General features: G+C 48.5%; 19 protein-coding genes and 1 other RNA gene. 15 read left to right on the forward strand and 5 right to left on the reverse strand.

Going from position 1 to position 22,987, the window contains the following annotated elements; genetic code table 11:
* Nucleotides 1–7 precede the first annotated feature (7 nt).
* The 9 genes from KNP75_RS03835 (at nucleotide 8) to KNP75_RS03875 (ending at nucleotide 9,634) form a co-directional block, all read left to right on the forward strand.
* Entirely contained in the window at nucleotides 8–895 is an 888-nt protein-coding gene (locus KNP75_RS03835; RefSeq protein ID WP_251128188.1) for a YitT family protein, read from the forward strand.
* Nucleotides 896–968: 73 nt separating this feature from the next.
* Nucleotides 969–1,193 (forward strand): preprotein translocase subunit SecG, encoded by a 225-nt coding sequence (secG, locus tag KNP75_RS03840; RefSeq protein ID WP_012726902.1) that lies wholly within the window; start codon nucleotides 969–971, stop codon nucleotides 1,191–1,193.
* A gap of 102 nt (nucleotides 1,194–1,295) precedes the next feature.
* Complete coding sequence (locus KNP75_RS03845) at nucleotides 1,296–2,036, forward strand: alpha/beta hydrolase (protein ID WP_029595064.1); 741 nt, start codon at nucleotides 1,296–1,298, stop codon at nucleotides 2,034–2,036.
* 15 nt (nucleotides 2,037–2,051) lie between these two features.
* The gene (gene rnr, locus KNP75_RS03850) at nucleotides 2,052–4,454 is read left to right on the forward strand and encodes a ribonuclease R (protein ID WP_215189902.1); all 2,403 of its coding nucleotides are present in this window, start codon (nucleotides 2,052–2,054) and stop codon (nucleotides 4,452–4,454) included.
* A gap of 49 nt (nucleotides 4,455–4,503) precedes the next feature.
* Complete coding sequence (gene smpB, locus KNP75_RS03855) at nucleotides 4,504–4,974, forward strand: SsrA-binding protein SmpB (RefSeq protein WP_029595066.1); 471 nt, start codon at nucleotides 4,504–4,506, stop codon at nucleotides 4,972–4,974.
* Between the two features lie 49 nt (nucleotides 4,975–5,023).
* Nucleotides 5,024–5,379: a transfer-messenger RNA gene (gene ssrA, locus KNP75_RS03860) on the forward strand.
* 128 nt (nucleotides 5,380–5,507) lie between these two features.
* Nucleotides 5,508–5,663, forward strand: coding sequence for an alcohol dehydrogenase (locus tag KNP75_RS03865; RefSeq protein ID WP_215189903.1), 156 nt, complete (start codon nucleotides 5,508–5,510; stop codon nucleotides 5,661–5,663).
* 602 nt (nucleotides 5,664–6,265) lie between these two features.
* The gene (locus tag KNP75_RS03870) at nucleotides 6,266–7,510 is read left to right on the forward strand and encodes an RNA-dependent RNA polymerase family protein (protein ID WP_215189904.1); all 1,245 of its coding nucleotides are present in this window, start codon (nucleotides 6,266–6,268) and stop codon (nucleotides 7,508–7,510) included.
* Between the two features lie 135 nt (nucleotides 7,511–7,645).
* Nucleotides 7,646–9,634: an RNA-directed DNA polymerase gene (locus KNP75_RS03875; RefSeq protein ID WP_215189905.1), complete on the forward strand. Its 1,989-nt coding sequence runs from the start codon at nucleotides 7,646–7,648 to the stop codon at nucleotides 9,632–9,634.
* A gap of 695 nt (nucleotides 9,635–10,329) precedes the next feature.
* On the opposite strand, the gene KNP75_RS03880 is transcribed toward KNP75_RS03875, so the two are convergent.
* On the reverse strand, nucleotides 10,330–10,521 hold the full coding sequence (locus KNP75_RS03880) for a hypothetical protein (protein ID WP_215189906.1): 192 nt from the start codon (nucleotides 10,519–10,521) through the stop codon (nucleotides 10,330–10,332).
* Between the two features lie 139 nt (nucleotides 10,522–10,660).
* Here KNP75_RS03880 and KNP75_RS03885 point away from each other — a divergent pair, with 139 nt between their 5' ends.
* A complete protein-coding gene (locus tag KNP75_RS03885) occupies nucleotides 10,661–12,073 on the forward strand; it encodes an NAD-dependent epimerase/dehydratase family protein (RefSeq protein WP_215189907.1) in 1,413 nt (470 codons plus the stop codon).
* A 71-nt stretch (nucleotides 12,074–12,144) separates the two neighbouring features.
* Here the strand turns inward: KNP75_RS03885 and KNP75_RS03890 are convergent, their stop codons facing one another.
* Nucleotides 12,145–12,720, reverse strand: a complete 576-nt coding sequence (locus tag KNP75_RS03890) for a YcxB family protein (RefSeq protein WP_215189908.1) — start codon at nucleotides 12,718–12,720, stop codon at nucleotides 12,145–12,147.
* Between the two features lie 28 nt (nucleotides 12,721–12,748).
* A complete protein-coding gene (locus KNP75_RS03895) occupies nucleotides 12,749–13,342 on the reverse strand; it encodes a YcxB family protein (RefSeq protein WP_215189909.1) in 594 nt (197 codons plus the stop codon).
* A 212-nt stretch (nucleotides 13,343–13,554) separates the two neighbouring features.
* Between KNP75_RS03895 and KNP75_RS03900 the strand changes: the two genes are divergently transcribed.
* A complete protein-coding gene (locus tag KNP75_RS03900) occupies nucleotides 13,555–14,646 on the forward strand; it encodes a phosphotransferase (protein ID WP_251128189.1) in 1,092 nt (363 codons plus the stop codon).
* 158 nt (nucleotides 14,647–14,804) lie between these two features.
* On the forward strand, nucleotides 14,805–16,361 hold the full coding sequence (locus KNP75_RS03905) for a SulP family inorganic anion transporter (RefSeq protein WP_215189910.1): 1,557 nt from the start codon (nucleotides 14,805–14,807) through the stop codon (nucleotides 16,359–16,361).
* On the opposite strand, the gene KNP75_RS03910 is transcribed toward KNP75_RS03905, so the two are convergent.
* The gene (locus KNP75_RS03910; RefSeq protein WP_215189911.1) at nucleotides 16,358–16,687 is read right to left on the reverse strand and encodes a YolD-like family protein; all 330 of its coding nucleotides are present in this window, start codon (nucleotides 16,685–16,687) and stop codon (nucleotides 16,358–16,360) included. The two genes, KNP75_RS03905 and KNP75_RS03910, sit on opposite strands and share 4 nt — an antisense overlap.
* Nucleotides 16,684–17,979, reverse strand: a complete 1,296-nt coding sequence (locus KNP75_RS03915; protein WP_215189912.1) for a Y-family DNA polymerase — start codon at nucleotides 17,977–17,979, stop codon at nucleotides 16,684–16,686. Before KNP75_RS03915 ends, KNP75_RS03910 begins: the two co-directional genes overlap by 4 nt.
* A 196-nt stretch (nucleotides 17,980–18,175) precedes the next feature.
* On the opposite strand from KNP75_RS03915, the gene KNP75_RS03920 reads away from it, so the two are divergent.
* From KNP75_RS03920 to trhA, 3 genes are all read left to right on the forward strand, one after another.
* Complete coding sequence (locus tag KNP75_RS03920; RefSeq protein ID WP_251128190.1) at nucleotides 18,176–20,461, forward strand: bifunctional 2',3'-cyclic-nucleotide 2'-phosphodiesterase/3'-nucleotidase; 2,286 nt, start codon at nucleotides 18,176–18,178, stop codon at nucleotides 20,459–20,461.
* 191 nt (nucleotides 20,462–20,652) lie between these two features.
* Nucleotides 20,653–22,095, forward strand: coding sequence for a carbon starvation CstA family protein (locus KNP75_RS03925; RefSeq protein WP_215189913.1), 1,443 nt, complete (start codon nucleotides 20,653–20,655; stop codon nucleotides 22,093–22,095).
* A 95-nt stretch (nucleotides 22,096–22,190) separates the two neighbouring features.
* Nucleotides 22,191–22,862 carry a PAQR family membrane homeostasis protein TrhA gene (trhA, locus tag KNP75_RS03930; protein ID WP_215189914.1) on the forward strand — a complete coding sequence of 224 codons (672 nt, stop codon included), beginning with the start codon at nucleotides 22,191–22,193 and terminating at the stop codon, nucleotides 22,860–22,862.
* Nucleotides 22,863–22,987 lie beyond the last annotated feature (125 nt).

The following is a 22,987-nucleotide window of genomic DNA, read 5'->3' on the forward strand; positions in this document are numbered from 1 at the left end:
AAAATTGATGAAACGTCAGCAACAACATCTACTGCGTCAACAAGTCTGGAAGAAGCTCCAATCGATCTCCTTGAAGGATATCGCCTGGATCATCGCCGGCTCATTCATTCTCTCGTTCGGGGTGAACTACTTCACCGTCCCGAACGACTTCTCGGAAGGCGGCCTGCTCGGGGTCACGATCATCCTGTACTACTTATTCGGCTGGGACCTCGGTGTCACGTCGATCATCGGGAACGGTCTGTTGTTCATCGTCGGCTATAAGCTGCTCGACCGACGGACGATGGTCTATTCGGTCGTCGCCGTCATCTCGACATCGTTCTTCCTCAGCTTGACCCATAGTTGGGGCAGCCCGGCCGAGGACAAACTGCTCGCGGCCGTCTACGCTGGGATCATGATCGGGGTCGGTATCGGTATGGTGCTCCGCGTCGGCGGGACGACCGGGGGCGGGGTCATCATCGCCCGCCTCATGGAGCGGTACTTGCACATGAGCGTCGCCGTGTCGATGTTCATCATCGATGCCATCGTCGTCGGGGCGTCGGGATTCATCCTCGGGGAGCAGGTCGTGCTCTATACGTTGATCGCTATCATCATCGGCTCGTGGGTCATCGACCTCGTCGCCGAAGGGCTCAACATCCGCAAGGCCGTCACGATCATCAGCGACAAGCAAGAAGAACTTGCCGTCGTGTTGACGGAGACGCTCGGCCGCTCGGCAACGATTATCCATGGCCACGGCTACTACACGAAGCAGGACAAGAACATGTTGTATATGATCGTCGACAAGCGTCAAATCGGTCCGCTCAAGCGAATCGTCGAAGTGACCGACCCGCGTGCCTTCGTCGTCATCCACCAAGTGAAAGAGGTTATCGGGGAAGGGTTCAGCTACCCATCCCGATAATTTGAACGCTGGCGTTTTGACGCCAACTTCTATATAATAAGAAGCGTGTAAAAAGAAGGAGGAACTGACTACTATGCAAACGATCGCTACAATCAGCCTGCTCGTCGTGGCTGTTTTATTGATTGTCGTCGTACTGCTCATGTCAGGTCGGTCGCAAGGTCTTGGGGCGATTGCAGGTGGCGCGGAGCAGTTGTTCGGCCGCCAGAAAGCGCGCGGCTTCGACGCTGTTTTGAACCGAACTGCAGCTGTACTAGGCACATTGTTTTTCATTTTAGGATTACTAGTCGCATCATTATGATGAAAGGCTGATCGTTCTCGATTTTTACGTGAGGCGGTCGGCTTTTGTTTTTTTCAATTATTTTTTGGGAATAATGGATTGTATGAGGAGATGACGTTAGCAATGAAGATTACAGCACCGAAACCGTTCTTCTTTGAAGGCGGACCACGTGCCGTGTTGATGTTACATGGCTTTACCGGATCGAGCGCGGATGTCCGCATGCTCGGTCGTTTCCTGCAAAAAGAAGGCTATACGTGTATGGGTCCCCAGTATCGGGGTCATGCCGTCCCGCCGGAAGAATTGCTTCAGTACGGACCGGCGGACTGGTGGGAAGACGTCATGAACGCCTACCAGTCGTTGAAAGAGAAAGGCTATGAGGAGATTGCCGTCTGTGGCCTCTCGCTCGGCGGCGTCATGTCGCTTCGCCTCGCTTCGGAGGAAAACGTCAAAGGCGTCATCCCGATGTGCGCTCCGACCGGAATCGATGCCGAAGATCGGTTATACAAAGGAGTCAAAGCCTACGCTCGAGAATATAAATCTCGAGAAGACAAATCACCTGAACAGATCGAACAGGAGATGGCGGACTTCAAACCGATGCCGACGCTCAAGGACCTCCGTGCCTTCGTCCGTGACACGACGACAAAACTCGAAGATATTTTCGTCCCGGCGCTCGTCGTCCAAGGGGCGAAAGATCAAATGGTCGATCCTGAATCTGCACACGAAATTTACGAGGCGATCAACGCGTTCCAAAAAGAACTGCTCATGTATGAGGAGTCGGGACACGTGATCACACTCGATAAAGAAAAAGAGAAACTGCACCAGGACGTGCTCGATTTTCTCGAAACGTTAGACTGGTCAGTCTAAAAAGGAGGTGTCACGTTGAATTTACGTGACCAACTACTAGAAATCATCCAAGCCAGTGATAAAGCACTGACGGTGGACCAATTGACCGAGCGTCTCGCGCTCGAGTCGACGGATGCCTTTAAAGAGCTCATCCGCACCTTGAACACCCTCGAAGAAGAGGGCTTAATCGGCCGCACCCGGACGAACCGTTACGGGACGCTCGCCGTGCTCGGCCAAGCAGCGGGAATCATCTCGATTCACCAACGCGGCTTCGGCTTTTTATCGGTCGAAGGGGAGACGGAGGACGTGTTCCTTCCGCCCGACCAATTGAAAGACGTCTACCACGGCGACACGATCCTCGTCAAAAAGCGCGAGGACAACCGCGGCAAGACCGAGGGCGTGCTCCTCAAAGTATTGAAGCGCGGCTTGTCGGAGTTCGTCGGGACGTATACGCTCCCGAGCGGACGCCTCGACCAGTTCGCCTTCATCGAGCCGGATGACAAGCGCATCAACTTCTGGCCGGTCGTCAACCCGGACAAATCGCTCGGTGCCGTCGATGGCCATAAAGTCGTCGTCCGCATCACGAAATATCCGGACGGACGTTTCGCCGGAGCGTGTGACGTCGTCCGCATCATCGGACACAAGAACGATCCAGGCGTCGACATCTTGTCGATCGTCTATAAGCACGGCATCCCGACGGAATTCCCGGAAGATGTCATCGACCAGGCGAACGCCGTGCCGGACGAGGCCGACGAGAAGGACTTTATGGGCCGTGTCGACCTTCGTAACGAGACAATCTTCACGATTGACGGCGAAGACGCGAAAGACTTGGACGATGCCGTCCACGTCAAGAAACTCGACAACGGTAACTATGAGCTCGGCGTCCATATCGCCGACGTGTCACACTACGTGACGGAAGGGTCACCGCTCGACGTCGAGGCGTTCGAACGGGGGACGAGTGTGTATCTCGTCGACCGCGTCATCCCGATGTTGCCGCACCGTCTCTCGAACGGGATTTGTTCACTCAACCCGCACGTCAACCGGTTGACGCTCAGCTGCGTCATGGAGATCTCCCCGCAAAACGGGAAGGTCGTCCACCATGAGCTGTTCCCGAGTGTCATCAAGACGACGGAGCGGATGACGTATACGAACGTCCGTGAAATCATCGAACGTGACGACGAAGCGACGCTCGAACGGTACGAGCCGTATATCCCGTTGTTCGACTTGATGGCCGAGCTCGCGGAAGTGCTCCGCAAGCGCCGTAACTCGCGCGGTGCCATCAACTTCGATTTCGCCGAGGCAAAAGTCGTCGTCGACGAAGAAGGCAAACCGGCCGACATCGTCTTGCGTCCGCGCTCGGTTGCCGAAAAGTTGATCGAAGAGTTCATGCTCGCGGCCAACGAGACGGTCGCCGAACACTTCCACAAGATGGACGTGCCGTTCATCTATCGTGTGCACGATAACCCGAAATCGGATAAACTCGATTTCTTCTTCGACTTCGTCGCGAACTTCGGCGTGCATATCGAGCGGTTCAAAGGCCAGAAGGTCGAACCGAAGACGCTTCAGAAGATTTTGAAGGCGATCTCGGGTGAACCGGAAGAGCCGGTCATCAGCACGATCATGCTCCGTTCGATGCAACAGGCGAAGTATGATGATGTCTCGCTCGGTCACTTTGGCCTCGCGACCGACTTCTATACGCACTTCACGTCACCGATCCGCCGCTATCCGGACTTGATTGTCCACCGTCTCATGCGCACGTATGCTTTCAACGGCGACGTGTCCGAGAAGACGATCGCCAAGTACGAGGACCGTCTCGGTTCGATCGCCGAACAGGCGTCGAAACGCGAGCGTCGTTCGGTCGATGCCGAACGTGAGACGCAAGCCTTGAAGAAAGCCGAGTACATGGAATCACGTCTCGGTGAAGAGTTCGACGGCGTCGTCAGCGGTGTCACGAACTTCGGGATGTTCATCGAGCTTCCGAACACGATCGAAGGACTCGTTCGTCTCCAGTCGATGGATGACTACTACCACTTCGACGAGTCGCAGCTCATGTTGCTCGGCGAGCGGACGAAACGTCAGTTCCGCATCGGTGACGCGGTGCGCGTCAAGGTCGACGCAGTCAACTTGGACGAGCGTACGATCGACTTCACCGTCGTCGGCATGCCGAAGCGGGAACAGTCGCGCCGTCGCCAACCGACGACGATCAAAGCGACGGAAGGTCGTCCGAAGAAGGACGATAAAAAAGGCCGCGGCCGTGACGACAAACGTCCGAAGCGCGGCAAGCCGGGTAAACCAGGGAAACTAGGTCAAGCCGGCAAACCGTCCAAACCAGGCGAGAAGCCGAAGACGTCGCAAGGACGTTCGGCACTCGACTTGAAAAAGAAAGACGGTCAAAAACGAACAGGCGACGCCAAACGCGGAGCGAAGAAGCGTCGCTGACGGGAGGGGGCGACCCCTCCTCCATATTGAAGTAAAGGACTGAATGTCTATGGCCAAGAAGAAAGATTCGAACGCGCTCGCGCAAAACCGAAAAGCGTCCTTCGATTATGCGATCGAAGATACGATTGAAGCCGGCATGGTGTTGACGGGGACCGAGATTAAATCGGTGCGCCAGTCGAAGATCAATATCGCCGACGCCTATGTCCGCTTTGACGGTGGCGAGGCGACGCTTCACAACTGTCATATCAGCCCGTTTGAGCAAGGGAACCGGTTCAACCATGAGCCGCTTCGTGTCCGAAAGCTATTGTTGCATAAGAAGCAAATCAATCAGCTCATCGGCGCGCAAGGGCGTGACGGGTATACGATCATCCCGCTCAAAGTGTATCTCAAGAACGGCTTCGCCAAATGTCTCCTCGGCATCGGGCGCGGGAAGAAGAAGTATGACAAGCGCGACGACTTGAAGAAGAAAGACGCGAAGCGTGACGTCGACCGGGCACTCCGGGACCGGCAAAAATACTGACAGCAAGACCTGATTGTGGTATAGTTGTTGTAGTACCAATTACCACCTCGGGGACGTTATGGATTCGACGGGGGTAGGTCGGTCGTATGTGGCGTGTCGAGGGGTCGGCCTCGTTAAAACGCAAACGCCTATAACTGGCAAAACTAACACACAACTCGCAGCAGCCTAAGTGCCCTGCGGATCCTGACATCCATCGCTTGTGTGGATGATTATCAGGGTCTCAAACTAAGCAAGCTACGCTTCAACCTCGCCGTCTGAGGGCGCGAAGAAGAGATGAATCAGACTGGATGCGACAACGCCTGTTTATCGGCAGTGTCACATTGAGATTCAATAGATAAACTACACACGTAGAAGCATGCGTTACGATGCCTTCGGACGCGGGTTCGACTCCCGCCGTCTCCATTTTTAAGCAGTCTGCGATGGCTGCAATCAATGATTTTTAATGAAGACCTTCTAATTTCATTGAGATTAGAAGGTCTTTTGATTTTTTATGGAGCAACTCAATCACAATGAAATGAAAGCAGGTGAATCAAATGGGAAAATATCAGTTAGATACGAAAAGTAAAGTGGCTGCTGCCAAGTATCAAGAGGGAAAAAAACCAGCTGTGTCGAATAAAAAAGATAAAATCAATCAGATTCGAGAAGCATATTTGCAGAAGAAAAATGAGAAGAAACAAGCTGGTGAATGATCAGACCGCTTAGCTGACTTCCGGTGTTCTGTTATAAGAAGTTGAAATGAAAGAAGAGGGTCGTCCGTGCATATTTTATGCATGGATGGCCCTCTTCTTATTTGTCCTTTTGCTAATCAGCTGCGATTTGATTCTCAACATAGGTCAAAGAAATCCGCAACGATTGCAGCATTTACATGTTGGAATATGAAGAATCCAAGTGTGATTAATAAACTCTCTAATGACGAGTGTACTGCACTGCATGATTTTTATAGGTTGTGAATCACAAGCCTTTGACCTGAATGTGATAACGTTGTTTATTAATAATGCCTCATTGAGACTTAATCGATAAACTACACAAGTAGAAGCATACGTTACGATACCTTCGGACGTGGGTTCGACTCCCGCGGTCTCCATTAATTATCTAAAAAAACATATGTCAATAAATTTTAAAAAGTGTTGAATGCGAGGTTACTCGGCTCAACACTTTTTTATTATAATAAATTAGTTTTATGGGATATTATCAAAAATGATATCCCATAAAATTGAAGGTAACCGTATAATGTTTATATAAAATAATTTATTAAGGCTAAATGAAAATTTAAAGCCATGGAGGGGATTTTTTGAGATACAGCATATACAAAACATTATCTGAATTATATGAAGAAGAGGTTGAAGTTGTTAAAGACTTTATTAAAAGTGATATTAGAATTCCTAATTATGTAACATCAATAAAAAACAGTAGAGAAGTGATTGACAAAAATTCTATTTCTAAATCTCAACTTATGAAGTTAGATTATTATAAACTTCTTATTAATAAATATGGGAAACTTACTTTTCCCAATAGATCATCAGTCATCAACGAATTAATGAATATAATTCCTGACTTACATATGTTTCATAAATATACGATTTATAAATTTGATATTGAATCTTTCTTCTATAGTGTTGATACGTCTAAATCAGTAAAGGAAATAGAGAGGTTATTTAACTTACATTCTTATGAAAAAAAATTTTTTGAAAAGTATGTAAATCAACATAAACTTTTTGTTCCTGGTGTAGGAATTCATAATTCTATGATTGAGATTTTAGGAAAAAAATTTGACATGAGAATTAAAGAGATTTTTAAAGATAATTGTGTTTTTTACGCGCGTTATGTTGACGATGGTCTAATTATTTTAGATGAATCCTTTGAGAAAAAATTCATTGACAAACTTTTATCTAAAATTTTAAAAGAAATTTTCGGGGTTAAAACTAAACTAAACATTACTAAAACTCAATGTTTTTTGAAAGAAAATAATATACGTATAGAGTATCTTGGATATCAATTTAATAAAGGACAAGATGGGGAATTTAATTTTGGGATTGCTCTTTCCAAATTGCAAAAATATAAAGAAAAATTAAGATCTTATATTATCGATTTCCAAAATACAGGTGACTTAGAAAAATTAGATTTTAGACTAGATGTTTTTTACAAAAGGATTGTTTTTTATGGGAAACGAAAAAATAATAATTTGTTTCGTTGGCAAGTTAGAGGAGTTAGTGATTCATACAAAGAATTAAAACGATTTATGAAAAAGGAAAATCCTTATGAAAGGATAACACGAGAAACTAAAAATTTTTTTGCGAAAGATATTTGTATACTGTTTCGTCAGTTAGGAGTCACTATACCATTATTGATTAAAAATAAAGTAATTAATGGATTTTATTTAGCAAATTTTAAAAACAATAAAGCTATTTTATTGCATCCTAAACTGGGATGGAAGTACGAAAAACTGGAAAAGTGTCTGAGACAGCTGTACCAGGTAAGTACACTTAATAAATCTTATTCTGATTTGGCTATTAAGTTTTTTCATGTGCATAATTAAAGTGAAAAAGTAGCAGACAAAATGAAAACAGTCTGCTACTCCTTTTAAAGACTTACAATTGTATGACTACAAAAGTAATGCCCTTGATATTGTGTATATTAAATATATCATTTTGATAAGGAAGGTCAACTTTATATGGAAAGTAAATTTAACAGACAAAAATTAGATTACGTCATATCAGACTTATTGCCTTACGAAAAGGGAAACTTTTTTACTAATAAATATTTATATGAGTATTTGTTAGTAAATAAAAAAAAATATAACAGTATACTTAAGCTTACTAAGATGTCTACTTCTAAAAAGTTTGACGCCTCATGGCATTCTGTTCCTTTAAAGTACAAAGTCAAAAAGAAAGATGAGAAGTATCGGGAAATTTCATTTATTAATCCTCTTGGTTTAGTTGAATCATTACTATTTATTGAAATTTTTGAGTATGACTTGTTAAACATCATTCAAAAGAAATCTGTTTATTCTTTAAGAACCCCGTTTAGAGTTAATAATCTATATTACAAAAAAGATAACAATCAAACGGTTTATTACACTAATGAAAATGAAAAAAAACAACTTTTAATTAGTTTAGAATCTAGTGGAGATTATTTTAGACATAAACCTTATAAGCGCATAACAGAGTTTTATAATAGTAATGTGTTCAATTATTCTCAAGACAAATTTAATGCTTTAATAAGAATCGATATTCAAGATTGTTTCTCTAGTATATATACTCATTCTTTTAAATGGCTGATCAGTAATAAAACCTATGACTCAAAAAACTTAAAAAATGCTAGCTCGATTTATAGTAATTTAGATTCTTTTCTTCAAAATTTAAATGGTTCAAAAACGAATGGTATATTAGTAGGACCGGAGGTTATGAGATTAGCAGCTGAATTTTTATTTGTACATCTTGACCAGGAAATACTAGAGACATTATCGAAAATGAGGATAGAAAACGATATCGATTATAGAATATTTCGTTTTGTAGACGATTATTTTATTTTTTCAAATCATTCTGAAATTGAAACTGAAATTGTAAAAGTTGTGAGAGATGTTTTAAATAAATATCATTTGAAAATTAATGAAGCAAAACTAAAAAGATTTGATAACAGTATCAGTTTTAATAAATGGAAATATAAAGCAGAAGAATTTGTGCCGGAACTAGAAAAATTATTTTATAAAAGTAAAGACAAGGTCATTCCTGATGAAGTAGCGAGTGAATTAAATCTTGATGATAATCAACTTACTCTAATTAAAGAAATCAATTCCTGGTTTCGACAAAATAATAAAAAAGTAAAGTATACAAGCATAAGTAACAAGTATCGAATTTTGTTAGAGGAAACTGGGGAGAAAGATTTAGTGACGTCTTATTCTCTTTCTGTAATTTTAAAAAAATTGGAGCATTTAAATAAGAACGAAATTAATTTTAGTATCAATGAAAATGACTTAGTAACTGTTGTTTTCTTACTTTATTCAACCGATATTACTTATACCTCAACACAAAAAATCATTAGAATTTTAACTCTCTTAAAAGATAAGTTTGAACTAGATATAACTCCTTCGAGTGAGAGAAGTATAGAACGATTTGGAGAAAAAATATTTAAAAGTTTTCCTAGTGATTGGATAGATTTATTATTATTTTTTGGTTTATACCAAATTGAAATTCCTGAAAAACAATTAAATCTCATTAGTAATAAAATTTTTGAAGAAGACAACCCAGTGGTTCTTGCAGCTATGTGCATGTATTTTAAACAAACTTCTTATATGAGAAGTTTTAATAATCGTCTAAATAAAATTATAGAAAGTAAGGTTAGTAAAATTAATTGGAATCGCATTTTTGAAGATAAAGAAGTATGGTGGATTTTTATATTTTATTCTTACCCCAATTTGTCGAAATCTCTAAAGAAAAATATCGAAGAAGCAATAAATGATATTATACAAATAGTCAGTTTGAGACCTGGTGCAGTAAATTTGGCCCAAAAATTAATTTTAGAGTTTCTTCTTAACGAACCAAATCATTTTATCGAATGGGGATTTGTCAAAGATAACTACTATAAAGAATACTTTTATTACACCAAAGATAGGACGATTTTCAATCCTGGGATCATCAATCAAATTTATTTATCACGGTAGAAAAAACAAGGACAGGCCATTTAGCGCGAATTAATCGTATTAGGTCGTTTATTGTTATTAACCTACTAGGGTATGTGATAACCTGTTATTTATTTGATATTTATTATCCTTTCACAACGTGATTATCAAAAATTTTCCTATGATTTAATTATAATGAGGCGTGACTAGTTCACTCGAATTGTCTTTTTGCAGAATAATAGCTTAGCTAGTTTGGGAACGATTCACTCGAAGACAACTCTTCCGTCGACCAGTTTAGACTGCAGAGTGGGCAAGGCTCCCAAAAAATATTCATCGTCTTTAACGCGATGATAAAATGATAGGATTTATACGCACAGTCTTCTTAAAAAAATATAATACATGCGAGGCGATGGAGCAGATTTTGAGTGAAATCGAATTCGTCTCGGCCCGTCAATCGCTCGACGAATTCAAACAGATTTTACTGAATCACGGTTACGCCATCTGTTTTACTGTATGTAGCCACTTAAACAGATTCACGGCGATCAGATCACTTTATCCCGTGGTCGTATATGCAGAATGATGTCTTATGGAACTTCCTCCTCTGTATGACTATGCGGTGCAAAATGGGTGTGAATCCAATTGGACACCGAAGACATAAAACGAGTCGAACCTTTAGGACAAGGCTCGACTCGTTTTCATTTTAAGCGTAATCCAACGTGAAATCAGTTCGGAAATATTCACCACAAGTTAAACAAATCCGCTACAATCGCATCACTTCCGTCTTGGAACATGAACAAACCGAGTGCGATTAACAGACCGCCGATGACGAGGCTTCCGAAGCGTATCAGCCCGCTTGTGTTCTTTTTGAATAGGCCGCGAATCACGAGCCCTCCACCGATCAATAGCATCAAGAAATACCAAACTCCCATAGCCATTCCTCCTCTGCCTGTAGTTGAGTTTAGTTTACATAAATTTTCCAGTACATACTGTAGGGCGCGGGACTGATTTAATCTCAGTCCAAGACGGGTACAGTACCTTTATGTGTAAATAAAGGGGAGAGTGACCACTATGCGAAAAACCATCGTCATCGCGGGCGCGAGCGGCTACATCGGCTCGAACGTGATGGACCATTTAAAAGAAGAATATGACATCATCGCCTTGTCCCGCTCGACGAAAAACAAGGAAGACGAGGACCACATCACATGGCGGTCGTGCGATTTGTTCTCGTATGAACAGACACGTGAGGCGTGCGAGGGGGCGGATTACGCCATGTTCCTCGTCCACTCGATGATTCCGGACGGCGGGTTGACGCAGGCGACGTTCGAAGACATGGACGCGCTCATCGCCGACAACTTCGCCCGGGCGACAAAAGCGAACGACATCGAACAAATCGTCTACTTGAGCGGCATCATTCCGAAAGAGTCGAAGACGTTGTCACGTCACTTGAAGAGCCGGCTCGAGGTCGAACGGATTCTCGGCGGGCAAGGGGTGCCGGTGACGACGATTCGGGCCGGGCTCATCATCGGTCCAGAAGGCTCGTCGTTCCCGATTCTCGCGAAGCTCGTCAAACGGTTGCCGGTCATGATTCTCCCGAACTGGACGAGGACGGAGACGCATCCAATCGATTTGCGTGAAGCCGTCCAGGCGCTCATCTCCGTCGTCGGCGCCGAGGCGCTGTACGACCATCATATCGATATCGGTGGACCCGAGGTGATGACGTATCGGAAGATGATTGAAGACACGGCTGAGGTCATGGGCAAACGTCGCGTCATGATCGACTTCCCATTCCCGACGATCAAATTGTCCCGCCTTTGGGTCATGGCGGTGACAGGCGAGCCGAAAGATACTGTCTATCCGCTCGTCGAGAGCATGGGCCACGCCATGGTCGCGAAAGACACGACCGGCGTCAAACAAGGAGAAATCCCGTTCAAGGAAGCGGTCGAGCACGCACTTGAGGAAGAAGAGAAACAGAAGTCAGGCGGCGGCAAGAAGAAAAAAGCGCCGCAACAGTACACGGTCCGCTCGATTCAACGGTTCGGTCTGCCGGAGAACAAGTCGGTGCTATGGATGGCCGACACGTATTTCGAGTGGCTCGGCCGGCTCGCGTATCCGCTCATCCAGACGACGAAAGAAGACGATGACTGGGAAATCGCGCTCCTCCGTCCGTCACTCGTCGCACTCCATCTGTCGCTCGAAGACGAGGCGACGGACGACATGGCGTCCTATTCCATCGACGGCGGCATGTTCGCGAAGTTGAGTGAGGATGACAAGACCGGCCGGCTCGAGTTCAGACGGCTCCCGGAGTCAGAAGAAGGGCTCGTCGCCATCCATGAGTTCGTGCCGGCGCTGCCGTGGTGGTTCTATACGAAGACGCAGGCGAAAGCCCACCTCGTCGTCATGTGGCTGTTCGGCCGTCACGTCCGTCTGCTCGGGGAAGATGCGGACGAGGGCGACCAAGTCGTCGAGGCACCGACGAATTGAAGAAGACGCAACCATCACACAGTGGTTGCGTCTTCTTGTTCTGTCTTTTAGTACTATTCGGTTTTCTCTCACTATTCATTTACTTCGTGACGGTTCAAGTGTTGATTGACCAAATCATGAAGTATTCGGCTCTCTGATTCAGTCATTTCAGGGTTACTTTTAGGCACGATAATCGCTTCGGTTTCTTCATAATATAGGTAAAGGTTTTTACCGTCTTCCCCCATCATTTTAATCGATTCCCAAGCAATCTGTGTAGTTGTATTCATCTTTTCACGAATGACGGTAAGGTCGATAAACGTTTCATGTATGTGCAAAATGACATCATGTGGCCATCGTTTATCGTTCCTCAGCATGAACTTGAGTTGTAACCCTATAGCAAAGGCGTAAAACTTTTTAACAGGGCGTATCATTAGCGCTGCGAGAATGATGCCTATGAAGATTGGTAAGAGTTGGTACGAAGTAAATGACATCAAGTATGCCGATTGAGGTAATACGAGAATGGAAACTATGATTCCAGATAAAAATACCATTGCCGTTAATAATACAAATAGAATGTTAGCTTTTATTCGATGAATTTTCCCTCTTTTTACATAGTCTTTTTGTAACGCCATAAAATCTTCAGATGATATTTGATACTTTACAACCATCGATCTATTCCTCATTTCTACGAGACATTCAACTAGTTCCTCTTGAATTACGACTCAAGTGTTGAACTATTAGATCATAAAGCGCCCTATTTTCTGATTCATTCAGTGCAGGAATCACTTTGGGGACAATAATCGCTTCGTTCGTTTCATAGTATAAAAAGAAGTGATGGTCGTTTTCGCCAACAACCTTAATGGACTCCCATGCCACATCGGTTTTTTTAATCCCACTGACATAAGACGAAGTTACGTGAATCCCAGCTTCGTGAAGGTGCAACGTCACGTCGCGCGGCCATCGCTTATCATTTTTATAAGCAGATTTAAGTTTACGAAGCGTGACAAAATCGTAATACTTTCCTATAAGTGGTCTCATTAAAATGACGGGGATGATAGCTAAACACACTACAATAAGCTTAAAGGTGTTCTCCGAATTCAGATAGAGAGTATAAAAATAGAGAGACATCGGCAATATGATATGGAGAACGATAAAGCCGAGCAAGAAGACCATCATGGCGAGTGCGATGGTTGTAATATTGTATCTAGCTTTATGATGCTCGCTTCTCTTTAATGAGTCTTTCTGTAGCGCCATAAAATCTTCGAATGTCAGTTGATACTTCGTACTCATCGTATCATCCCTCATTTTCTAAGTAAAGCTGTAGACGTTTTTTAATACCATGCACATATTAATTGGATCTGTTGTCGTCACGACTTACCTTTTTATGTGTTTCACTTTAGAGTAACCATAACAAAGTATTTACTGTAATTTCCAATAAAGTTACTTTGGTCGTTCGAGTCAAGGTAATACGCTAAATAGAATTGAACAATGGAGGATTGAATATGTCGATGACGATTCAACAAAGGACCAAAGAAAAAAGAATCAAGGCGTTCCGACATGCTGGTGTCACCGAACCCATTTTTCTTGGTGAAGGTGCGTGGCATGACGCATGGAAAGTGTCAAAAGACGGTCGCGAACTAGTGTTGCGGATTCCGAAAGAAATTGCTTACGGAAAGCCTGTCTTATTTGACTATGACGCACTGATGGCAGAGTACGCCGCTACGAAATTGTATTATCAGTCCGTGAATCGCGCGGTTCAAGGAGCTGCTCCAAACTTTTTTGAATTCTACGTGTCTGCTGAGTTCACGTATACGTTAGAGTCATTCGGAGGTGTCCCTCTTTCTTTACATGCAATGACGAAAGAACAGGTTGTGCAGGTCGGGGCTCAGATTGGCGAGATTTATCGAAAAACCGATCAAATCCGACACGATATCGAGGGGTTAGGTTATTTGATGTGGACGGACGAGAAGAGATTACACGGCAGTTTAAGCGGGGACCTTCACACGTTTATCCGGGAAGAAAGTGCCGAGCACTTGGCAGACTATAAAACGTTATGTACCATGTATCCCGAGTTTAAAGACGATGTAGTCGAACAAATGCTCAACGCGGCGACAGCACTTCGCAACGATCAAGTCAGCGTCCCTAGTCTCGTCAATCAAGATGCGTCTCCTGAAAATATTTTATTGCACGGCAATCGCGTCTGTTTGATTGATCCTTATCCGATCGTTTATGCACCGCGAGGCATGGCTGGCAATTTCATGAACTTATACGAGACCTTTTTTGTCGCTCTTTCACAAACAGAGCGCTATCAGAGGCATCGATTTGACTTATATGAAGCACAATTAAAGGGAATGGCAGAAGGGTTTCTTGCAGGCTACAGTGACGGAGATCAGTCGATTGTTCGAGAAGTAAGAGGAGAGCAGTTGCTCCAATTACTCGAGACGGCTTACCTTCACCATCAGCTGTTACTTCAAGAAGAATTGACACGGGAGGATACGATTCGTTATGGAAGCAAGGAAGCCATCACAACCCGGCTGTTCGTATTATGTGACGCACTGAAACAGTTCGCCACCTCTCGATTGACTGAAATATGAATTTGTTTTTGTACCCCGGTCACTCTTCGACGCATCCATCGCGATGCGTCTTTTTGTTTTGTCGATTATGTTAACGTTTCGCCAGAGTCGTTTACAAAGGGCAGGGACAGGCGTACACTGAACTCGTTTTCGACTGAATAGAAAGAAGGAATGCAAGAATGGACAACCTCATGACATCACGCCAAGGATGGCAGAAAGACATCTCGGCCGGGATCACCGTTGGGGTCGTCGCCGTGCCACTCGCGATGGCGTTCGCGATCGCCTCCGGTGTCGGACCGGTGTACGGTCTGTACACGGCCATCATCGCCGGGATTATCGTCAGCCTGTTCGGGGGCTCGACGTTCCAAATCGCCGGACCGACCGGCGCCTTCATCCCGATCGTCTCGGGCGTCATGCTCGCGCATGGCTATGAAGGGTTGCTCGTGACGACGTTCCTCGCCGGGGTCCTGTTGTTCCTCATGAGCGTGCTCCGTGTCGGACGACTGATCCGCTTCATGCCGCGCGCTGTCACGATTGGGTTCACGGCCGGGATCGCCGTCGTCATCTTTGTCGACCAACTCGACGAACTGTTCGGCATCACGTTTGAGAAGGCGCCGCACTTCCACGAGAACTTCCTTCAGCTCGTGACGTCGTTACATGAAGCGAGCTTATGGCCTGTCTTCATTGCCGCCATCGGTTTCTTGACGCTCTGGCTCGTACCGAAACTGCCCGTGAAATTGCCGCTGTTATTGATGGCGATGCTCGTGCCGACGTTCGTCAGTCTCGTCGTCCCAGGAGAAGTCGCGACAATCGGCAGCGCCTATGGCGGTATCCCGAGCGGACTGCCTGAGTTCAACTGGCTCGCAATCGACCTCGATTTGATTGCGACGCTGCTCCCGTCGGCGTTCGCGATCGCTTTCCTCGGGGCGCTCGAATCGCTGTTGTCGGGTGCGGTCGCGGATGGCATGGCCGGCACGAAGATGAACCCCGACAAGGAACTGTTCGGGCAAGGACTCGCCAACGTCGTCGTTCCGTTCTTCGGCGGCATTCCGGCGACCGGCGCCATCGCCCGGACGGCGACGAACATTCAAGCCGGGGCCGTCAGCCGCCGTTCCGGTGTCATCCACGGGTTGACGGTGCTCCTCGCCGTGCTCGTGTTGGCACCGCTCGCGAGTTACGTCCCACTGGCCGCACTCGCCCCGATCTTGATGCGCGTCGCCTGGAACATGTCGGAGCGGCACCACGTCTTCGAGATGCTCAAACATCGGTCGGCCGAATCGCTCGTCCTGCTGATCACGCTCGGGCTGACCGTGTTCGTCGACCTCGTCGTCGCCGTCGAGGTCGGGGTCATCTGTGCGCTCGCCTTGTTCGCGAAACGGATGGCCGATACGATCGACGTCCGCGAACAGACGGAACGGTACGTGACGCGCGACGGTCAAGTCGTCTTCAGCGTCGAGGGACCGCTCTTCTTCGGGGCGATCGAGATGTTCGAGCACGTGTTGCATCATATCCATAACGAGCCCGACGTGTTCATCTTCAACTTCCACCGTTGTCCGGTCATCGATGTGACGGCCGTCGAAGAGATTCGCCGCGTCGTCCGAGAGTTGAAAGCGGCCGACCGTCGTGTCGTCTTCGCGCACTTGTCGGCACCCGTGCGCCAGACGCTCAAGCATTATGGCGTGCTCGATCACGTCGACACGTTCGAAACGACGCAGGAAGCGATTGACGCGTCTTAACGGACGGACAGAATCTGACCGAACGGGATGCGGCGCACGTCCGTGTCGAATAGCTCGACTTCACGCTCGGCATAATAGATGGCGTGGACATAACCGCGCATGACGTGGGTCATACCGTTATCGAACAGCGTCAGCTCGACGGCATCACCTTCACGGATGGCGCGTTCAAGCTCGGTCTGCCACAGATAGAGCAACTGCTCATCCAAATCGGGCAGCTCAATCTTTTGGACGTGGGCGTAATATTTCTTTAGCAGCGCCACGTGCTCGGGCATGAGGAACGGGATCCATTTCAATTCACCGCGGTCTTTGTAGCGGGTCTGGCTCATGACGATTCACCTCCTTGTTTATGTCCGCCGATGAGGCGTTGCCGCGTCCGGAGCGGACTGTCTTTCAGTAAACTCGACGCCGGCCGGATCGTGCCGCGGCCGAAGCGGACGTTCAAGCTATCGACGAGATCGAGGAAGTCGAATCGGCGTGCCCGGGCCCACTCGTCCTCGAAGAACGACAGCTGAACGTGGTCACTCCGAGGCTCGAGCTTGCCGAGGGCGACCGAGACGTAACGGACCGCCTCCGTCTCGTCCCACGCGTCGAGGAAAAGCGTTAACAACACCGGCAAGAACTCGCGCTCGTCCGCTGTGAAGCGGACGAGCTTTTTTTGTTTGCTGAACCCGCGCCGCTCGCTCGTCCGGGTGTAGCGGACGCCAAGATGGACGCTCCCGCCGACGAGACCGGCCTGCCGGGTCCGCATCCCGACCTCGACCGCAATCGCCTGCAGGACGAGCCGGATGGCCGCGTACGTCGCATAGTCCTTCATGAGCGTGATGCCGTGGCCAATCGTCCGGGGCCGCTGCCGTTTCGCCCCGAACAGGGAGCTCGGCGGGAGGATCGTCGGCGATTCATCGATGCCCCAGGCGTGATGCCACAGCTCGGCGCCGATGACGCCGAACTTCTCATGGAGCGTCTCGAGCGGATAGCGGGCGAGGTCACCGATCGTCTCGATGCCGAGCCGCCGGAGATGGACTTCCATCTTCGCCCCCACGCCCCACATCTTGCCGATCGGGGCCGGGTGGATCAACTTCTCGACGTCGTGGAGGAAACAGCTGGCGACACCTGTCTTCTTCCCATGCAGGTCGAGGACGAGCTTGGCGAGGACGTTGTTCGGCCCGATGCCGATCGTGACCGGGATGCCGGTATAGCGGAACACGGTCGAGCGGATGAGGCGGGCGACGTGCGCATCGTTCCCGAACAGCCGCTCCGTCCCGGTCAAGTCGACGAGCGTCTCGTCGACCGAGTAGACGCGGATCGCCTCAGGCGGTGCGAACTGATGCAAGATGTGGACGATTTGGACGGACACGTTCAAATAATGACTCATCCTGGCCTCGGCGTAGATGACGTGCCGTCGCTCATGCCACGGCAACCGGTCGATGTGGAACCGTCTAGAGCCGGTCTTGATGCCGAGCTGCTTCATCGGCGGCGTCGCGGCGAGGACGAGGGCACCGTGGTCCTGCAGGTTCGATAAGACGACGAGCTTTGTCTTGTACGGGTTCAACTTGCGGGCGGCGCACTCGCAACTGGCGTAGAACGAGACGCTGTCGATACAAAAAATCCGACGTCGCATAGCCACCTCTCCTTTTCACGAACAAGCGTTCTGTTTTTCTCATCGTATCACGGTCTCACGCCGTCTCAAATAGAAATCGAAAAAAATTATTGGATAGAACATTTGAGAATTAATTTACAAAAAGTAATGGTTGCGTTTACAAGCCGGTGATATAGTGAAAGATGTTGGAACATTTTTGGAAAAAGGGGAAATGAACATGAAAACAGCCTTGAAATGGACGATTGCGACAGCGCTCGTATTACCAGGGACATTACCACTCCACGCACCGAACGTGCTCGCATCAGAGGACGTTGTAAAGCTCCGCTTCTTGGAGACGACAGACCTACATACGAACATCACGAACTACGACTATTTTCAGGACAAAGTCGACAACACAATCGGCTTGACGAAAGTCGCGACGCTCATCAAACAGCATCGTGCGGAAGCAGGGGCTGACAACACGTTCCTGTTCGACAACGGGGATACGCTTCAAGGGACGCCGTTCGGGGACTACGTGCGTGAAGTGCATCAAGGAAATCCGGGCACGTTCGAGCATCCGATGTACAAGGCGATGGCGGCGCTCGAGTTCGATGCGGTTACACTCGGCAACCATGAGTTCAATTTCGGACTCGAGTTCTTGTATGATGCGATGGAAGGATCGAAAGGTAAGTTTCGCTTCGTCAACTCGAACGTTAAAGATGTAGACGGGAATCCGATTGTCGCGAAGTTCAACGTTGACGGACAAGAGGTCCAAATCATTGAGCGGACGGTCACGGATACGGATGGGGAGACACATACAATCAACGTCGGGGTGTTCGGTGTCGTACCACCGAAAATCATGTCGTGGGATTCGGGGAACCTGCAAGGCCGCGTGAAGGTAGACGATATTATCCCGTCGGCACGTGAAGCGGTTCGTAAGTTGAAAGAACGAGGAGCGGACGTCGTCGTTGCACTCGCACACTCAGGAATTGGGGAAAGTGCGACGCTCGCCGACCAACAAGAAGACGGAGAAGAGAACGTCGGCTACGCGCTCACGAAAATCGAAGGGCTCGACATGGTCATGACCGGTCACCAACATGGACGCTTCCCGGATGCGAAAGGCATGTTCGCCTCGTTCCCGAACGTGGATATGACGAAAGGGACAATCAATGGGAAGCCCGTCGTCATGGCGAATAACCAAGGAAAAGATTTAGGTGTCATTGACTTTGAGCTTGAGCAGGTTGACGGAATATGGCGTGTCCTCGATGCGACGGCCAAACTTGATTCAATCACAACGAACACCCCGGTCGACCCGGAGATTCGAGCGCTCATTGAGGCGGAGCATCAAGCGACGATTGAATACATCAATCGACCGGTCGGGGAGATTCAAGACGATATCCAAAGTTACTTCGCGCTCGTCCGTGACGATTCATCGGTCCAGTTTGTGACGAACGCGCAGAAATGGTTCGTCGAGAAAGAACTCGAGACGAACCCGGAACTTGCGCCATATAAAGGATTGCCGCTCCTCTCAGCTGGTGCACCGTTCAAGGCGGGTGGTCGCGAGTTAACGGATGCTAGTTATTACACGAACATCCCGAAAGGTCAAATCGCACTGAAGAACGTGGCTGATTTGTATGTCTACCCGAATACGCTTGAAGTCGTCAAAGTGACGGGACAAGATGTCATGGACTGGCTCGAGATGTCCGCCGGAGCTTACAAGCAAGTGAAAGCGGATGGGGAACCGTTGCTCGATCTCGGGTTCCGTAGCTACAATTTTGATATCCTTGACGGTTTGACGTATGAAATTGACGTGACGAGTCCTGCGAAGTTTGATGCCGGCGGTAAACTGGTGGATGCTTCGGCAAACCGTGTAAAGAACGTCGAATATAACGGGAAGGCCATCACGCTCGACCAAGAATTCTTGGTCGCGACGAACAACTACCGTGCGGGTTCGTCTTCGTTCCCGGGTCTCGGCGGTGGCAACAGCATTGTCTACCGTTCAGCTTATGAGACACGTAACGTCATCTCGGACTACATCATCGCAAGCCGTGGTGCCGTCGACTATAAGGCCGATGATAACTGGAAAGTCGTCGCCGACGCGAAACGTCTCGCTACGTTCGAGACGGCGGATGCCGGGAAGCAGTATATCGACCAATACGAAGGAATCGAAGCGACGGATGCGACGCGTACGGACGCAGCCGGACGACTCTTCCGGTCGTACACGATTGAACTCGATCCAGTCACGGAAGCCGAGCAAGTCGAGCTCGTCCTCTCGGTCGACACGATCAAGCCAGGTGCGAAAGTCGTGACGGGTGTCACGACGGCGAACGCGAACGTCACGTTGAAAGACGGACAGCGCGTGCTTGCGACTACGAAAGCGAAAGCGGACGGCACGTATACATTATCTGTGAAACCTCTCAAGCTTCGCCAAACGGTGAAAGTCGTCAGTGAATTCGATGGTCAAGCGAAGGAAGAGACGAAAGTCGTCGGAGCCGGTCACGTCGGTCTCCCGGCCCTTCGTTAATCAATGAACGAGCCCTCAGTTTTGAGGGCTTTATTTTGTGTCAAAAAAGTGAACGAAACCTCTTACCAAAAAAGGGGAACTGCTGTATAATCAATCACGTAAGCGTTTACATTATATGTGTAAAACAACGGGATTCATTTTTTCGGGGCCGGTGGGGACCGGCTACATACGTTCAAAAGGGGACAGCACACATGATTACATTCTTTATTGCCTTGGCGATTCTATTCGTCGGGTACAAAGTGTACGGCAGCTACGTCGAGAAGACGTTCGGCATCAAGGAAGAGCGGACGACACCTGCCTACGCGTCACAGGACGGGATCGACTACGTGCCGATGGGGAAAAAACGGAACTCGATGATTCAACTGTTGAACATCGCCGGGGTCGGCCCGATTTTTGGCCCAATCATGGGGGCGCTCTATGGACCGGTCGCGTTCCTGTGGATCGTCTTCGGATCGATTTTCGCTGGAGCGGTACACGACTATTTGACGGGCATGATCTCGCTTCGGAACAACGGGGCGCACTTGCCGCAGCTCGCCGAGAAGTTCCTCGGCCGCTCGCTCCGCCACGTCGTCAACGGGTTCGCCCTGCTTCTCTTGCTCTTGGTCGGGACGGTGTTCGTCACGTCACCGAGTAACATGATCAACAACTTGTTCGACGGCAACGCGACGACACTCACGATCGTCATCTTCGCCGTGTTCGCCTACTACATCTTGGCGACATTGCTCCCGGTCGATAAGATCATCGGGCGCATCTACCCGTTCTTTGGGGCGCTTCTCATGATCAGCGCCATCGGGATCGCCGTCAGTCTGTTCGCACAAGGCTACAAGATTCCAGAGATGACACTCACGAACATGCATCCGGACGGCTTGCCGATCTGGCCGCTCCTCTTCTTCACGATCTCGTGTGGAGCGTTGTCTGGTTTCCATGCCACGCAGTCGCCGATCATCTCGCGGACGACGATGAAAGAGAGCAACGGCCGTGAAATCTTCTACGGCATGATGATTGTCGAAGCGGTCATCGCCATGATTTGGGCCGGGGCCGCCATGGCCATCTTCGAGCCAGGCGAATTGCTCGGATTGATTCAAACCGGTACGCCGGCACTTGTCGTCCAAGAAGTGGCGACGCTCATGCTCGGCAGCATCGGCGGCACGCTCGCCATCCTCGGTGTCATCGTCTTGCCGATCACATCGGGCGACACGGCGTTCCGTAGCGCTCGGATGATCATCGCCGACTATATGAAAGTCGCGCAGAAGAAGTTCTCGTCACGCCTGTGGATCGCGCTCCCGCTCTTCGCGATCTCATACGTGCTCACGAACATGGACTTCCAGATGCTCTGGCAATACTTCAACTGGGCCAACCAGACGACGGCGGTCATCGCCTTGTTCGTCGGGGCGATGTACCTCTACATCAAAGGGCGCAACCACTATATCGCGCTCATTCCGGGGACGTTCATGTTGTACGCCGTCTGGTTCTACATTTTGACGGCACCGATCGGCTTCAAGATGGATGGGGTCATCCCGTACGTCATCGCCACGATCGGGACGATCACGCTGCTGGTCTTGTTCCACATGCGCGCCAAAGCGATGCGGGCACAAAATATGGAATGTGACGTCCCGGTGAAGGATGTCGCATAATTCACAGACATGGGTCGTTTCGACCCATGTTTTTGTTTGCAACAAAATCGGGAAATGACCATACTAGAGGAATAGATTTGAAAGGTGGGACCTGAATGGATCAAGAGAAGCTAAAAGACATGCTCCATGCCGACACGCTCGGGGAAGAGATTGCGAGCGCCATCACCCATGGCCTCGGGGTCATCTTCAGCATCGTCGCGCTCGTCTTGCTCGTGAACACGGCGACCGAGACGGGGAGCACGTGGAACGTCATCGCCGTGAGCGTGTTCGGGGTATCGATGATTTTACTGTACCTCTTCTCGACGCTCATGCATGCGATTCCGCATCCACGGGCGAAGCGCGTGCTCCAAGTGTTCGACCATGCCGGGATCTACTTCTTGATTGCGGGTAGTTATACGCCGTTCGCGCTCGTATCGCTCAAAGGGACGCTCGGTTGGACGTTGTTCGGAATCGTCTGGGGTGTCGCGATTCTCGGTATCATCTGGAAACTGTTCTCGACCGGGAAGTACATGTGGGTATCGAACGTGACGTATCTCGCGCTCGGCTGGATTTGTATCATCGTCGTGCGCCCGCTGTATGAATCCATCGGACATAACGGGTTCATGTTGCTCCTCGCCGGAGGGATCGCCTATTCGGTCGGGATCGTCTTTTACATGTGGCAGAAACTGCCGTTCAACCACGCGATTTGGCATATGTTCGTCCTAGCTGGAAGTGTGCTCGTTTTCCTCAGTATTTTGCTCTATGTGGCACCGAATACGAGCCTGTAAAATAGACGTCCCACGGGGCGTCTGTTTTTTTCTAAATCTAAGGAAATGAATCGGTGAAAACGATTACAAAATTACAGACGAATGGACGTTTGTATGTCATAATAATTTCAGACATCGTCATAGAG

Origin of the sequence: Exiguobacterium sp. s6 (genome assembly GCF_018618155.1) — a bacterium.
Taxonomy (GTDB): Bacteria; Bacillota; Bacilli; order Exiguobacteriales; family Exiguobacteriaceae; genus Exiguobacterium; species Exiguobacterium mexicanum_A.